Origin of the sequence: Streptomyces sp. NRRL S-37, from assembly GCF_000721605.1 — a bacterium.
Classification (GTDB): domain Bacteria; phylum Actinomycetota; class Actinomycetes; order Streptomycetales; family Streptomycetaceae; genus Streptomyces.
Genome location: NZ_JOIZ01000005.1, coordinates 743,635 through 759,014 on the forward strand (window position 1 = coordinate 743,635; position 15,380 = coordinate 759,014).

The 15,380-nt window shown below is 71.2% G+C and carries 12 protein-coding genes; 5 read left to right on the forward strand and 7 right to left on the reverse strand.

Annotated elements, in window-relative coordinates:
- Position 1 precedes the first annotated feature (1 nt).
- Genes IH50_RS0110265 through IH50_RS0110275 form a run of 3 tightly spaced genes read right to left on the reverse strand, consistent with a single transcriptional unit; the run spans position 2 to position 2,586 of the window.
- Entirely contained in the window at positions 2-808 is an 807-nt protein-coding gene (locus IH50_RS0110265) for an MlaE family ABC transporter permease (protein WP_030859615.1), read from the reverse strand.
- 6 nt (positions 809-814) lie between these two features.
- Positions 815-1,579, reverse strand: coding sequence for an MlaE family ABC transporter permease (locus IH50_RS0110270; protein WP_030859617.1), 765 nt, complete (start codon positions 1,577-1,579; stop codon positions 815-817).
- Entirely contained in the window at positions 1,576-2,586 is a 1,011-nt protein-coding gene (locus tag IH50_RS0110275; protein WP_030859619.1) for an ABC transporter ATP-binding protein, read from the reverse strand. Before IH50_RS0110275 ends, IH50_RS0110270 begins: the two co-directional genes overlap by 4 nt.
- A 651-nt stretch (positions 2,587-3,237) precedes the next feature.
- Here IH50_RS0110275 and IH50_RS0110280 point away from each other — a divergent pair.
- The 4 genes from IH50_RS0110280 to IH50_RS0110295 all read left to right on the forward strand — a co-directional run bounded on the left by IH50_RS0110280 (position 3,238) and on the right by IH50_RS0110295 (position 7,995).
- Positions 3,238-3,870 carry a hypothetical protein gene (locus IH50_RS0110280; RefSeq protein WP_030859620.1) on the forward strand — a complete coding sequence of 211 codons (633 nt, stop codon included), beginning with the start codon at positions 3,238-3,240 and terminating at the stop codon, positions 3,868-3,870.
- A 101-nt stretch (positions 3,871-3,971) separates the two neighbouring features.
- The gene (locus IH50_RS0110285; RefSeq protein WP_030859623.1) at positions 3,972-5,576 is read left to right on the forward strand and encodes a DUF6801 domain-containing protein; all 1,605 of its coding nucleotides are present in this window, start codon (positions 3,972-3,974) and stop codon (positions 5,574-5,576) included.
- A gap of 47 nt (positions 5,577-5,623) precedes the next feature.
- Positions 5,624-6,565, forward strand: coding sequence for a hypothetical protein (locus tag IH50_RS0110290; protein ID WP_030859625.1), 942 nt, complete (start codon positions 5,624-5,626; stop codon positions 6,563-6,565).
- Between the two features lie 218 nt (positions 6,566-6,783).
- Complete coding sequence (locus tag IH50_RS0110295; protein WP_030859626.1) at positions 6,784-7,995, forward strand: helix-turn-helix domain-containing protein; 1,212 nt, start codon at positions 6,784-6,786, stop codon at positions 7,993-7,995.
- Positions 7,996-8,024: 29 nt separating this feature from the next.
- On the opposite strand, the gene IH50_RS0110300 is transcribed toward IH50_RS0110295, so the two are convergent.
- The 3 genes from IH50_RS0110300 to IH50_RS0110310 form a co-directional block, all read right to left on the reverse strand.
- A complete protein-coding gene (locus IH50_RS0110300) occupies positions 8,025-9,002 on the reverse strand; it encodes an arabinan endo-1,5-alpha-L-arabinosidase (protein ID WP_030859628.1) in 978 nt (325 codons plus the stop codon).
- 171 nt (positions 9,003-9,173) lie between these two features.
- Entirely contained in the window at positions 9,174-9,908 is a 735-nt protein-coding gene (locus IH50_RS0110305) for a PH domain-containing protein (protein WP_107062005.1), read from the reverse strand.
- A 159-nt stretch (positions 9,909-10,067) separates the two neighbouring features.
- A complete protein-coding gene (locus IH50_RS0110310) occupies positions 10,068-10,718 on the reverse strand; it encodes a DUF4360 domain-containing protein (RefSeq protein WP_030859633.1) in 651 nt (216 codons plus the stop codon).
- 294 nt (positions 10,719-11,012) lie between these two features.
- Here IH50_RS0110310 and IH50_RS0110315 point away from each other — a divergent pair, with 294 nt between their 5' ends.
- A complete protein-coding gene (locus IH50_RS0110315) occupies positions 11,013-13,850 on the forward strand; it encodes a beta-galactosidase (RefSeq protein ID WP_030859635.1) in 2,838 nt (945 codons plus the stop codon).
- Between the two features lie 17 nt (positions 13,851-13,867).
- Here IH50_RS0110315 and IH50_RS0110320 read toward each other — a convergent pair whose 3' ends face one another.
- The gene (locus tag IH50_RS0110320; RefSeq protein WP_030859637.1) at positions 13,868-15,373 is read right to left on the reverse strand and encodes an alpha-N-arabinofuranosidase; all 1,506 of its coding nucleotides are present in this window, start codon (positions 15,371-15,373) and stop codon (positions 13,868-13,870) included.
- Between the last annotated feature and the right edge of the window lie 7 nt (positions 15,374-15,380).

Genomic DNA, 15,380 nt, shown 5'->3' on the forward strand with positions numbered 1-15,380 from the left:
CTCACCCCGCCACCTTCACGGTCGTGGTCGCGCCCCACAGGGCGAGCGACAGGAAGAAGTCGGTGACGCTGATCAGCACGATGGCGTTACGCACGGACCGGCCGACGGCGACGCCGACGCCGGCGGGTCCGCCCGAGGCGCGGAAGCCGTGGTAGCAGTGGGCGAGGATCACCATCACGCTGAAGATCAGCACCTTCAGTACGGAGAGCAGGACGTCCGTCGGGGAGAGGAAGAGATTGAAGTAGTGGTCGTACGTCCCCCGGGACTGCCCGTTGAACAGGACGGTGACGTAGCGGGAGGCGACGTAGGAGGAGAGCAGTCCGATGGCGTAGAGCGGGACGATGGCGACGACGCCGGCGATGATGCGGGTGGTGACGAGGTAGGGCAGGGAGCGGATGCCCATGCCCTCGAGGGCGTCGACCTCCTCGTTGATGCGCATGGCGCCGAGCTGGGCGGTGAAGCCGGCGCCGACGGTCGCGGAGAGGGCGAGTCCGGCGACGAGGGGCGCGATCTCGCGGGTGTTGAAGTAGGCGGAGACGAATCCGGTGAACGCGGCCGTGCCGATCTGGTCGAGGGCCGCGTAGCCCTGGAGTCCGACGACGGTCCCGGTGAAGAGCGTCATCGCGATCATCACGCCGATGGTGCCGCCGATGATCCCGAGGCCGCCGGAGCCGAACGCCACCTCGGCGAGGAGGCGCTGCACCTCCTTGAGGTAGCGGCGCAGGGTCCGCGGGATCCACAGCAGGGCCCGGACGTAGAAGAGCAGTTGGTCGCCGGAGCGGTCGAGCCAGACGAGCGGGGAGGCCATCGCTCCTCAGCCTCCCTTCGGCGGGACGATCCGGAGGTAGACGGCCGTCATCACCATGTTGACGAAGAAGAGCAGCAGGAACGTGATGACGACGGACTGGTTGACGGCGTCGCCGACGCCCTTGGGGCCGCCGCGCGGGTTGAGGCCCCGGTAGGCGGCGACGATGCCGGCGATGAACCCGAAGACCAGCGCCTTGAGTTCGCTGATGTACAGGTCGGGGAGCTGGGCGAGGGCGGAGAAGCTGGAGAGGTAGGCGCCGGGGGTGCCGCCCTGCATGATCACGTTGAAGAAGTAGCCGCCGAGGATGCCGACGACGGAGACCAGCCCGTTGAGCAGGACGGCCACCCCCATGGCGGCCAGGACGCGCGGCACGACCAGGCGCTGCACCGGGGATACGCCCATGACCTCCATGGCGTCGAGTTCCTCGCGGATCTTCCGGGAGCCGAGGTCGGCGCAGATGGCCGAGCCGCCGGCGCCGGCGATGAGCAGGGCGACGATGAGCGGGCTGGCCTGCTGGACGACGGCGAGGACGCTGGCGCCCCCGGTGAACGACTGGGCGCCCAGCTGCTCGGTCAGGGAGCCGACCTGGAGGGCGATGACGGCGCCGAAGGGGATGGAGACGAGGGCGGCGGGCAGGATGGTCACGCTCGCGACGAACCAGAACTGCTCGACGAACTCGCGGAACTGGAAGGGTCTTCGGAAGACGGCGCGGGCGACTTCGGCGGCGAGCGCGAAGAGCCGGCCGGTCTGCCGCAGCGCGCCGGTGATCACGCGCCGCTCCCGGCGGCGGGCATCGGCAGGGTGGCCGCTCGGGCGTTCTTCGCGTAGGTGTCCCGGATGGCGGAGCGGGCGGCGGGCGGCAGCGTGTCGATCATGCTCATGACACGCTCACGCCGGCGGGCGACGGCCCGGCGCGGCGGGAGGCCGGGCGACGGCTCCAGCTGCGGGACGATCACCCGGGGCGCGGCGGGGGCGGAGGAGGCGGCGCCCGCCTCGGCGGCGAGGGTGGCCGCGTCCTTCTCCTCGGACATCCCGATGGGACCCTCGCGCCGGCCGCCGAGGAACTGGGACACGACCGGCTCGTCGCTGGTGAGCAGCACCTCGCGCGGGCCGAAGGTGACGAGTTCGCGCCGGAAGAGCATCCCCATGTTGTCGGGCACGGTGGCGGCGATGTCGAGGTTGTGGGTGACGATCAGCATCGTCGCGTCGATCCGCGCGTTCAGGTCGATCAGCAGCTGGGAGAGGTAGGCGGTGCGGACCGGGTCGAGTCCGGAGTCCGGTTCGTCGCACAGGATGATCTGCGGGTCGAGGACGAGCGCGCGGGCCAGGCCGGCCCGCTTGCGCATGCCCCCGCTGATCTCTCCGGGGAGTTTGCCCTCCGCGCCCAGCAGCCCGACGACCTCGATCCGCTCCATGACGATACGGCGGATCTCGGACTCCTTCTTGCGGGTGTGCTCGCGCAGCGGGAAGGCGATGTTGTCGAAAAGGGACATGGACCCGAAGAGGGCCCCGTCCTGGAACATGAGACCGAACAATTTGCGGGTCTCGTAGATATCCCTTTCGGGACTGTTCACCATGTCCACTCCGCCGATGAGGACACGGCCCTTCTCGGGTTTGAGCAGCCCTATGAGCGACTTCAGGAAAACGGTCTTCCCGGTGCCGGACGGTCCCAGCATCACGCTCACCTCTCCGGCGGGAAGGGTGAGTGTCACGTCCCGCCAGATGCTCTGCTCACCGAAGGACTTGGTCAGGCCCTCGACCACCACTTCGATTCCCATATCACCTCCAGCGGACGTCCATCGGATATGCGCCGCGGGCGCACGTTAAGTCGGCGCGGAGCGCACTGACAACGGGTGCGGCACCGGATCCCCGCCGCCCCCGCGGAACTTGTCACCGCGCACACAACACACCGGCCCCGTACTTGTCTCCGGGGAGACAGGGCGGGACCTCGCGGCTCCGGGGGGTGTGGATCCGTGAGGCCCCGCCGACGGACGCCCGGGCCCGGTGGAAGGGGGCCGGAAAGCACCCGTCATGGCTCCGGCCGACGGGGGCCACCGACCTGGAACCGAGCACCACACCGGCACGTTACGGTCGAGTAACCTCAGCGGGCAATACCGGATTCCGAGTTTTCCGGGAGATCGACTCCGGCCATCCGGAACTTGTCACGGGGGACACAGAAAAACCTCCCGGTGTTGTCGGCGGGTGAGTGTCACGCCCCCTGCCGCGCGGCACGCCCGGAGAGCGGGGACATCTTCGCCAAACGGCCCGTCCTTGGCAGTTCGTGACTAAGGCGAACCGCGCATCACTCACCGGGGAAACAGCTTGTTCCCTTTTCAAAAGAATCATGGACAACCGCATTGTTCGGCTAAGTTTCCGGCGAGTAACGTCACCGCTCACCGCAGGTCAACCCTCAAGGAGCGTCCCGAGTCATGAAGAAGAACACGAGAAGATCGGCCATCGTGGTGTGTGCGGCCGCGTCGGCGCTGGGTCTCGCCGCCGGCCCGTCCTCCGCGGTGCCCTCCACGGTGTGGACCGTCACCCCCTCACCGGCCTCGTTCCAGGCCGCGAACGCCGGCAACATCGTGCTGACCGCCACCATCCCGATGACCTGTACGACCTCCTCCGCGGCCGGTGTGATGAACAGCGCCACCGGCAACCCCGGGGACGTCGCCGACATCACCACCATGACCTTCGGTGCCTCCGGCTCGCCGTGCACCAGTGTCCTGGGCAACGTCACCACCACGTCGGTCACCCCCTGGGACGTCGTCGCGGTGGACTACAACGCCTCCACCGGCGTCACCAAGGGGTACGTCGGCAACGTCAAGGCCAACGTGACCGCCGGCGCCTGCAAGTTCACGGTGACGGGCAAGGCCTCGGCCACCTACACCAACTCCACCGGTGTCCTCGCGGTCAGCAGCGTCACCGGTGAACTGTCGGTCAGCAACCCCGTCAACTGCGGTGCGATCGTCACGACCGCCACCAAGCCCACCTTCAAGGGCAACTACGCCGTCAAGCAGGCGGGCACCGGCGTCATCCCGTCCATCGTCGGCTCCAACCCGTAGACCGCCCCCGCTCACGTCCGCCCGGCCGGTGACCCCGGCCGGGCGTTCGCGGGCTCCGTGCCACGTCCCGCCGCCACCGGCCCCCTACCGAGCGGAGTCGTATGAGAGTCCGACGAGCCGCCGCCCCGCGGCCCTCCCGTACCCGCGCCCGGACCACGTCGACCGCCGCGTTCGTCGTGCTCGCCGCCCTGCTCCCGACCACGGCCTCCGCCACGGACCCCCAGGAGACCGAGGCCGAACTCCCCTACGTCTGCGCCCTGCCCTCGGGGCGGCTGCCCGCGACGGTGCGGATCTCCGCGGTCTTCCCGGAACGTGCGGGGAAGGGCGAGGCGTTCACGCCCGACGGCGTCACCACGACCGTGGAGCTGCCGGCGGAGGCGGTCGCGGACCTCACCGCGCGCGGGGCGGCCGAGGTGCGGCCCGCGACCCGGCTCGCGGTGGGCGTCGCCCAGAACGAGGCGACGGCCACGGCGACATGGCGCGGAAGCACCGGACCCGTGTCCCTTCCCGCCTCCGGGCCGCTGACCCTGACCACGACGGGCGACGTCCCCTCGGTGGCCGGCCGGGGCGACGGTGACCTGACCTTCACCGCCGGCGGCCTCGCGATCGACCTGACGCCCGGCCCGGTGGACCCGGCGAATCCGACGGACCCGGCCGCCACCGCCCCCGGCTCGCTGACCGTCGACTGCTCCCTCGCCGAGGACGCGCCGGACCAGGGGCTGCTGGCCACCGTACCGGTCGGCACCGGCGGCCCCGGGGCGAGCGGCTCACCCTCCCCGTCCGGGTCCCCGCAGGCACCGGGCTCACCGGAGGACGGGCCGGGGGACCGGCGGGAGGAGCGGCAGGGGGACCGGTCGCCGAAGGTGCTGGAACCCTCCCCCGGCACCGCCCCGGACCGCGACGACGTACCGCCGTGCCGCTACGACGAACAGCACCCGCCCACGGACGTGTCGCTCAACGCCTACGTCACCGGCTACGCCAACGTGAAGAAGCTGAAGAGCGCCGCGTACCTGCCGCCGTCCTGCGTACTGATCGAACAGGGGCTGCCCGAAACGGGTCCCCCCGACCCGGAGTACCTGATCTTCGACACCGTGTCGTACGCGAACTTCCACTACCGGGAGCGCGAACAGACGCCGCCCTTCGAAGCGACCTTCCTGTCCTTCGACTTCGCCCCGGTGACGGCCACCATGGTGCTGGAGCAGACGGGCCCCATGAGGATCGACTCACGCATGAGGATGAGCCTGTCCGACTTCACCACGGTCACGGACACCTACGTCCGGGCCCCGCTGATCCTGCGCGTACTGGACCTCGAGGTCAACGGGACCCCCCTGGACGTCGGTCCCGGGTGCCGGACCGAGACGTCCCTCACCTCCGCCGACCCGGACCCGGCGAACTTCCCGGGTGACCACCTGGTGCTGTACGGCCGGGGCGAGCAGATCATCGGCCTGCCGGCCACCGGTTACCTGCTCCTCAGCGGCGGCACGCTGTCCGGCGAGACGACCATCCCCGCCTTCACCGGCTGCGGCACCGACGCCGAGGACCTCGACCGCCTGCTCACCGCCTCCGTCTCCGGTCCCGGCAACCACATCAAGCAGGTCCAGGGCCAGACGTGCGCGATCGCCGCCCCCGTGTTCCCGAGCCCGACCGACGAGGGCCAGTGCACCGAGGACCTCCAGCCCTACGAGATCCCCGTCGCCGAGCGCTGACCTGGCCCCTCCCTCCGCCCCTCCCACCTCCACGGAAGGCCACCACCATGCCCCCGATCTCCTCCCGCGCCCGGCTCGCCGCCGTCTCCGCCCTGACCGCGCTCGGCGCCTTCGCCTCCCTGGGCACGGCGACCGCCGCCGGCCCCGCGCTGAACGGCGAGTGGGCCCCCTTCACCCGCTGTCCCGTGGACGCCCCGGCGATGCTGGCCGCCGACGGCTTCGAGCGGACCCCGCAGTGCGTGGTGTCCACCTCGGCGAGCGGTTCCATCAAGCTGGGCGACACCACCGTGACCACCGGCAGGACCAACCTCCAGATCGGCGTCGTCCAGAACGCGGACGGCACCAGCAGCGTGGTCGCCCCGGCCTCCGGCGCGCTGGTCGCCGAGCCCGCCACCGTGCCCGGCGGACTGCTCGGCCTGATGTGCCCGAGCGACATCTTCGTGATCACGGGCATCTGCGAGTCACTGGAGAACTCCAGCCTCAACAAGATCACCGCGACCATGGAGTCCGTCGGCGCGCCCTACGCCTTCGACCAGACCGCGGGCGTCCTCACGGACACGCCCATCATCGCCCTGCCGGTCCGCATCCACCTGGAGAACCCGCTCCTGGGCAGCAGGTGCTACATCGGAACGGCCGCCGACCCGATCGTGCTGCGCCCCGAGAACCGCCAGTACCCGGCCTTCGGGATGAGTTTCTTCCGGGGCGACGGCACCCCCGACGAGGCCGGCGAGATGAGCCGGATCGACCTCACCGGCGCCACCCAGAACGACAGCACCTTCGCGGTCCCCGGCGCCACCGGCTGCGGCCTGAACATCGGCCTGATCAACGCCGCGGTCAACGCGAAGACCGGGCTGCCCTCCGCCTCCGGGAACAACAGCCTGACCCTGAACGACACACGGACCCACCTCACCGGTCTCAACGCCCCCGGGACCGCCGCCCCCGACGCCGGCAAGGTCCTGGCGGAGAACTGGCACTCCGCCGCCGAGTAGCCGCCCGGGCACCATCACCGCGCGGCCGTCCCGGCAGCCGGCCCTCACCACCATGACGCGATTCCTCCACAAGTGATGTACAACACACCGAAGTTGATTTACCGTCAGGTTTCCAAGCCGGTGACCCCCGGTGGACCGGTCCGGGTGCCGCCCCGACGAGGGCGGGGCCCGGCCGGCCGGCCGCCCCACCGGACCTGTCGGAGAGCAAGGGATCACTCATGCCCTCAAGCGCGCGTCCCCCGGTGCTCGGTGAACCGCTCGACCCGCTCCCCAAGAAGTTCGCGGCCTTCATGCGGCCCCTGCTCCCGGGGCTGCTGAACGAGATACGGACCGAGGTCACCCGCACCTACCCGGTGTACGGCAGGCTGCTCAACGGCCCGGACGGGGACGCGATCCGCCAGGGCGTCGAACAGGCGCTGACCGCCTTCGTGGACCGGGTGGCCGACCCCTCCAGCAGCTCGGAACTGCGGGACGAACTGCTGCGCAGATTCGGCCGGGTGGAGGCCTACGAGGGCCGTGACCTGGAGGTCCTGCAGGGCGCCTACCGGCTCGGCGCCCGCATCGCACTGCGCCGGGCCAAGACACTGGGACGGCAGTACAGCCTCTCCCCCGCGCTGATCCTCGCCTTCGCCGACGCCCTCTTCGCGTACGTCGAGGAACTGGAGGCGGTCACCCGCGAGGGGTACGCGGAGGTGCGGGAGCGGGCCGCCTCCGAGGAGTCGGCGTTACGCAGACAGTTACTGCACTTCCTCCTGGCCTCCTCGCCGATGCCCCGGACGGCCCTCTCCGAACTGTGCAAGGCCGCCGCCTGGGAGCTGCCCCGCTCGTGCTTCCTCGTCGCCCTGCGCCTTCCGGTGCCGGAACACATCCAGGCGGGCCTCGACCGGGACGTCCTCGCCGACCTGGACATACCGCAGCCGCACCTGCTGGTCCCCGGGGACCTCACCCCCCGGCGCCTCGACATGATCCGTACGGCCCTGGCCGGCACCCGTGCCGTGGTGGGCCTGACCGTGCCGGTCACGCAGGCCGCCGACTCCGTCCGCTGGGCCCGCCGTGTGCTCCAGCTCGTCGACGACGACGTCATCCCCGACGCCCCGCTGATCCACTGCGAGGATCACCTGACGACCCTGTGGCTGCTGTCCGACTCCGCCCTCGTCGACCGTGTCGCGGCGCGTGAACTGGCCGCGCTCGACGCGTTGCCCGCCAAGCGGCGCGACCGGCTCGTCGAGACCCTCCGGGTCCACGTCTCCACCCGGGCGTCCGCCGAACAGGTCGGCGAGATCCTGGGCGTGCACGCCCAGACCGTCCGCTACCGCCTGCGGATGCTGGACACCCACCTGGGCGACCGGCTCGCCGACCCCGACCACCGCTTCGCCATCGAGGTGGCCCTCCGCTCGCTCCACCTGCGGGGCCACGACAGCACGGAGTGACCCCGCGGGCGGGCGGACGGGCGGCGCGGTCAGTAGGCGACGGGCCAGCCGCTGCTCCAGTTCAGGAGGTTGATGCCGAGCTTGGGGGTGCCGTTGTCGTTGCCGTCGTAGTAGTGGTAGACGATCAGGTCCCCGTCGACGTCGTTCATGATCGACTGGCCGCCGGGGCCGATGACGCTGCCGTGCGACTCGAGGACGGGCGTGCCGCCGTTGTTCGTCATCGCGACGCCGTTCTTGTCGCGGTAGGGCCCGGTGACGCTGGTGGCGCGGCCGACCTTGACCTTGTAGGTGGAGCTCGTGCCGGCGCAGCAGGTGTCGTACGAGGCGAAGAGGTAGTAGTAGCCGTTCCGTTTGACGACGAACGGCGCCTCGACGGCCTTCGTCCCGGTAGGGCGGGAGGCCAGCGAGTAGCGGGTGGTGTCGGACGAGAGCTGCTTGCCGGTGGAGGGGTTGATCCGGATCATCTTGATCCCGGTCCACCAACTGCCGAAGGACAGCCACCACTTGCCGTCGTCGTCGACGAAGAGGTTGGGGTCGATGGCGTTGTAGTCGCTGGAGGAGTTCGAGGTGTAGACGGTCCCGTAGTCGGTCCAGCTTCCCGGCTGTCCGGTGGCCGAGCCGGCCAGGCCGATGGCGGAGGTGTTCGAGCCGAACGAGGAGACGGAGTAGTACATCAGGTACTTGCCGCCGTGGTACGAGATGTCCGGCGCCCAGGCCTCCGGCACGGAGGAGTAGGTGCGCCACCAGCCCGGGCGGGACGAGAACGCGTCGGCGCCGGCGGAGAAGGCGATGCGGTCGGTGGAGGTCTTGTTGCTGATGCCGCCGCCGGTGGCGTAGAGCAGGTACTGCCCGGAGGAGGTCCGGATCATCGACGGGTCGTGCGTGACGACGGACCCGGTGACGCGGCCGGGGTTGGGGTACGCCGAGGCGGTGGTCGGCATCAGCGCCAGAAGGGCGGCGGTGGGGATCGCGAGAAGGGCGGTGCGCTTGCGGAGGGTGCGGCTCATGCGGGGTTCTCCTTGCGGTGGGGGTGAGGAGGTCGTTCGGAATTCCGAACGGCGATCGCAAGTTCGAACGGACCGTAGAATCGAACCACTTGCGCGTCAATGCCCCGCGCGGCACCGGCCCCCGACGACGGCCCGAGCCGGGAATCCCCTCCCCGAAGGGAGGGGAGGATGTCACTCCCCTCCGGACAGGAGGCGGACGCGCTTGCGGTAGGACAGGACCGCCGCGGTGACGAAGACGGCGGGGAGGCCCACGCCCAGGACGACGAAGGGGGACAGGCCCGTCTCCAGCGGCCCGGGGACGTCCGCGAACAGCGGGACGAACATCAGCACCACCAGCGGGACGAACGCCAGCATCGCCCACGCGAAACCGGACATCAGCGCCAGCCTGCGCGCCTCGCCGCGTTCGATGCGGCGGGCGACGTCGGGCGAGCGCGTCCAGTCCGCACCGCGCGGTTCCTCCCACGCGGCGCGCAGCACGCCGACCTCGCGCTCCAGGTCGACGGTCGCGTCGTCCAGGTACATCAGCTGCACCCGTCTGCCGTCGGCCCGGTAGGCGTACGAGACGAAGTCGGTCCGCGCCGGGCCCTGCTGGGCGCCCGCGCCGGGGTTGATCTCGACCCGGATGTCCTGGATCTCCTCCCAGGCCAGTCGCCGCGTGCCCGTGAAGCCCCTGACCCGGATGCCCTTGAGGTCCGCGGTGGTGGAGGCGCGGAGGGAAGCGGTGACGAGCCAGGCGACGAGCACGAAGAGGGGAAGGGTGACCGACCACTTCACCGGGGCGGAGAGGTCCTCCGCGGTCCAGAGGGGGAGCATGCCGAGCACGCTCGTCACCCCCACGGCGGCCACGACGCCGGTGGCCCGCCCCTGGCTGATCCGGTACTCACGCGGCAATGACCGAGCACTCATCCCATCCACCCCCGGCTCCTGCGGCACAGACCGCCGCGCACACACGTGCGAAGAAAGTGTGGAGCTTCAACTCGCTTCATGACAAAGGTTGTTGAGCCATACAGTCGAAGCGGGCGGGCCCGCGCGTCCGCGCCGGCCCGCCCGCGCACCGGCGGCCGGTCAGTCCTGCGGACACTCCTTCCACGCGAGGTGGTACACGGTGCTGATGTCCCCGTCCGTGGAGTCCATGGTCATGAAGCTGACCTCGTCGGAGGACGAGCTGCCCGCGCTCACCCGCAGCTCCGTGTTGATGTTGAAGTTGCGCTGGACCCCGCAGGGCGCGTAGACGAGCTGGGCCCAGTCGGTCTCGTCCGTGGCCTGCCAGTTGTCGTCGTAGGGGCCCGCGAAGGGGTGGCTGCGGTACTCCGTGTTCGGGGAGCCCTGGAAGTAGTACGACGCCCGCTGCGTCCCCCTCGCGCCGGGCTGGAGCGAGGCGAAGCCCCGGTAGTCGGCGCTGGCGATGGCGTAGGTGAAGCCCTGGGGGACGTGCACCAGCAGGCTGAGCTGGCAGTTCTTGCGGAAGGCCGTGGGGTCGGAGTCCCCGCCGGCCTGGGCGAGGTAGTCGCTGTACGTCACGGTGAAGGCGGTGTTGTCCGCGGAGACGGCGACCGCGGCGGTGCCCTGGGGGCAGCCGGAACCGTTCACTGTGGCGACCTTGATGACGATCTTGTCCGGCGGCGGGTCCTCGAAACCGGCCGACGGGTCGTGCGCGGGTAACGCGGCGGCGAGGAGCGCGGCTGCCGCCGCACCGAGAAGCATTCCACCTGCCATGGTTCTCCGTCCTTCGGTGGGGGGTGGTTGAAGCGTCATGTACATGCCAACAAGGCGCATACATGTGCTCCCGCCCTCGTGAAGGAGGCATGAAGGTGCGGTGAAGGCCGGGAGCGGTCGCATCGTACGAAGCCCCGCGACCGGCGGACAGGGCGAACTCCGGCCATTCACTTCCGTCACACCGGAACGGGAGGAAACAGACGTACCGGAACCCTCGTGTGAACGCGAAGGCGCCGGTTCATGGACAATGTCCCACCGGCACCCCGTGTGGCAGTACAAGCAGGAGGCGCTCCCTTGGAGCTCAGCAGGCGTACCTTCACCGCCCTGGCCGGTACGGCGGCGCTCGGTCTCGCGCTGGCCGGCAGCGGCGGAGCGGCGACCGGCGCGCACGGACCGCGCGGCGTGCCGACGGGTCCGCCGCCCCCTCCCCCGAGCGCGGACGGCAGACGGCACCGGATCGGCCACGACCGGTACTCGCTGCTGGTCGACGGCCGGCGCCTGGTGCTGTGGTCCGGCGAGCTGCACCCCTTCCGGCTGCCCAGCCCGTCCCTGTGGCGGGACGTGCTGCAGAAGCTGCGCGCGGCGGGGTGCAACGCGGTCGGCGTCCCCGTGCCGTGGAACCACCACTCCCCCGCCCCCGGGACGTACGACTTCACCGGCGTGCGGGACCTGGACCTCTTCCTGACCATGGCCGCCGAGGAGCGGCTGTACGTCATCCTGCGGCCCGGCCCGCACCTCGGCTCCGCCGATCTCGACGCCGGCGGCCTGCCCGGGTGGCTGACGGCCACCGGGGGCCGCTCCCGCATCGCCGACCCGGAGTACCTGCGGCACGTCGACGAGTGGCTGAGCGCCGTCGACCGCATCGCCGTCCGGCACCTGTTCACCGCGGGCGGCGGCACCGTGCTGCTGTACCAGTTCGAGGACGGGTTCGACGTCTTCGCCGACGAGCCGGCCGGACGGGCCTACCTGACCCGCCTGTACGACAAGGCGCGTGCCGACCGCATCGACGTACCGCTCTTCCACGCGGACGGGCGCCTCGGCCGGCAGGCACCCGGCATGCTCACCGGGGCGGCCGGCGGGGCGTCCGATCCCTGGGGCGGGGCCACCTCCGGCGGCAAGGGGTACGCGCAGGTGCGGCGGACGCACGACGCGGCCCGCGAGCGGCGCGAGCGCCTCGCGAGCCTCGCCGACGGCGTCACCGTGCACAACGTCCGCGTGGCGTTCGGCGGGACCTCGTGGGGCTGGCTGCCCGCGCCGGACGTCTACACCTCGTACGACCACGGGGCGGCGATCGACGAGGGCCGCCGGCCCACGCCGAAGCTGGCCGCGCTCCAGCAGCTCGGCCATCTGCTGCGGACCGTGCCCGACCTCGCCCGGCTGGACCCGGCGAAGGAGGTACGGGCCGAGGACGACCGGCTGAAGGTGCGCCACCTGGCCAACCCCGACACCGGCGCCCAGGTCTACGTCCTGCACAACGACTCCGCGCAGCCGGTCGGCTCGATGCTGCCGGACACCGGCATCGACGTGCCGGTCACCGTCGGCGCCCACGACGCCAAACTGCTCACCACCGGCCTGGAACTGGGCCGGCGGACACTGGCGTACACCACCGCGCAGCCCATGCTGAACATGACCGTCGGGCGGCAGGACATCGCCCTGTTCACGGGCCGCGCCGGTGAGACGGCGCAGGTCGCACTGGACTGCGACACCGAGCCGCTCACCAGCCGGCTGGACGCCGAGCCCGGATGGTCCTACGACCGGGGCAGGCTGAACGTCGTGGTGCCGCTCGGGGTGGGCGGGCTGAGCAGGGTGCTGGTCGAGGGCGGGGACTCCGAGACGCCCATGCTGCTGCTGTTCGCCGACGACGCGACGGCGCTGCACCTGTGGCCGTACGAGACCCCGTCCGGCCCGCTGCTGGTCCACGGCCCGGCGCTGCTCCGCTCGGTCACCCTGCGCGGCTCCACCGCCCACCTCGTCGGCGACCACGTCGGCGGGATGGGCCTGGAGGTGTGGGCACCGCGCGGGATCACCGCCGTGACCTGGAACGGGCGGCCGGTGCGCACCCGGGTCAGCCGGGCCGGGAGCCTGGTGGCGGAGGAGCTGATGCCGGACGTGCCCGAGGTGCGGCTGCCCGCGCTGAGGGGCTGGCGCAGGCAGGCGGAGAACCCGGAGGCCGAGACCGGTTTCGACGACTCGGCGTGGCCGGCCGCCGATCTCACGTCGTCGCACAGCACCACGCCCGTGCCCGGGGGCGGCCCCGTCCTCTTCGCGGACGACTACGGATTCCACCACGGCGACGTCTGGTACCGGGGGCGGTTCGAGGACACGCGCGATGTCGCATCCGTGTCGCTGTCCTACAGCACCGGTACGCAGGGACTGCTGATGGCCTGGCTGGACGGCCGCCCGCTGGGCACGCACCGCATGCCGGTGCCGGACGCGGACACCGCCCGGCGGGGCACATGGACGGCGACGGCCTCCTTCGACGTGCCCGAGAAGCGGCGCGAGCGGGGCCCGCACGTGCTGTCGGTGCTCGTACGGCCGATGCAGCACGACGGGGACGAGCGGGCGCAGGGCACGCACAAGGCCGCGCGCGGGCTGGTCGCCGTCGGCTTCGGGGGCCGCTCCCGGGACGTGGAGTGGCGGATCCAGGGCGCCGCGGCACCGGACCGGGTGCGCGGGCCGCTGAACAACGGCGGCCTGTACGGGGAGCGGGAGGGCTGGCATCTGCCCGGCTTCGACGACCGGGAGTGGCGGACCGCGGACTTCCCGCGGGAGGTGCGGCGGCAGGGGGTGACCTGGTGCCGGACGGACTTCCGGCTGGACGTGCCCGCCGGCGTGGACGCCTCGGTCGGGCTCACGATCGACGACGACCCGGAGCGCGCCTACCGGGTCCAGATCTTCCTCAACGGCTGGAACATGGGCCAGTACATCAACGATGTGGGCCCCCAGCACACCTTCGTCCTGCCGAACGGGATCCTGCGCACCCGGGGGACCAACACCCTGGCCCTGGCGGTGCTGTCCGACGGGACCACCCCCTCGGGCCCGCGTGACGTGCGGCTGACGCTGCTGGGCGCGGTGCGGGGCGGGGTGCCGGTGAAGGCGGTGGACTCACCCGGGAGACGGCCCGTCGGGTGAGCCCACCGCCGGGCGGCTCACGCCAGCCGGATCACGTTCCAGGACAGCGGCTCCAGTACGGCGGAGAGCCGGCCGTCGTCCAGGGCCGTGCCGTCGACCGGGTGCGGGACGACCCGCTCGGGCTCGGCGAGGGTGTTGCGGGCGTCGGGGTCGGCGTCCGCGAGGGCGCTGTGCTCGACGACCGAGGTGAGGCCGAGGCCGCCCAGGGCGACGTCCAGCGGCAGCGGCTCGGTGCGGCTGCGGTTGACGGCGAACACGGTGACCGTGCCGTCCCCGGCGCGCACGGCGGTGGCGTGCAGCAGGTCGGCCTCGCCGTACCTCTTCGTCTCGTACGTCGGTGAGTCCACGCGGACGTCGAGCACCTCACCGCGGCCGTACCTCGAGGCCTGGGCGAACGGGAAGAACGTCGTCTGCCGCCAGGCCGGGCCGCCGGGCTCGGTCATGATCGGGGCGATCACGTTGACGAGCTGGGCGAGGCAGGCGACGGTGACGCGGTCGGCGTGCCGGAGCAGGGCGATCAGGAGCGAGCCGAAGACGACCGCGTCCATGACGCTGTAGTTGTCCTCCAGGAGGCGGGGTGCCTCGGGCCAGTCCAGGGCGCTCACCTCGGCCTGGGTCTTGGCCATGTACCAGACGTTCCACTCGTCGAAGGAGAGGTTGATCCTCTTCTTGGACTTCAGACGGGCACCGACGTGGTCGCAGGTGGCGACCACGTTCTCGATGAAGGACTCCATGTCGACGGCGGAGGCGAGGAAGGAGTCGACGTCGCCGTCGAGCGGCTCGTAGTAGGCGTGCAGGGAGATGTGGTCGACCAGGTCGTACGTCTCCTTGAGGACCGTCGCCTCCCACTCGGCGAAGGTCTCCATGGACTGGCCGGAGGAGCCGCAGGCGACGAGTTCGACACCGGGGTCGATCTGGCGCATGGCGCGGGCGGTCTCGGCGGCGATCCGGCCGTACTCCTCGGCGGTCTTGTGGCCGGTCTGCCAGGGGCCGTCCATCTCGTTGCCGAGGCACCACAGGCGGATGCCGAACGGGTCCTTGTCGCCGTGTTCGACGCGCAGGTCCGACAGGGCGGTGCCGGAGGGGTGGTTGGCGTACTCCTGGAGCTCCAGGGCCTCGGCGACGCCCCGGGTGCCGAGGTTGACGGCCATCATGGGCTCGGCCTGGGGGCCGATCTTCCTCAGGAACGCGATGTACTCGGAGAGGCCGAAGCGGTTGGTCTCGGTGGAGCGCCAGGCGAGGTCGAGGCGGCGGGGGCGGTCCTCGACGGGGCCGACGGAGTCCTCCCACTTGTAGCCGGAGACGAAGTTGCCGCCGGGGTAGCGGATGGTGGTGACGCCGAGTTCCCTGACGAGGTCGAGGACGTCCTGACGGAGGCCGGCCTCGTCCGCGGTGGGGTGGTCCGGTTCGAAGATGCCGGTGTACACGCAGCGGCCCAGGTGTTCTACGAACGATCCGAAGAGACGGGGGTTCACCTCACCTACGGTGAAGGCGGGGTCCAGGGTGAAACGGGCGGTGCGCATGGGTTCC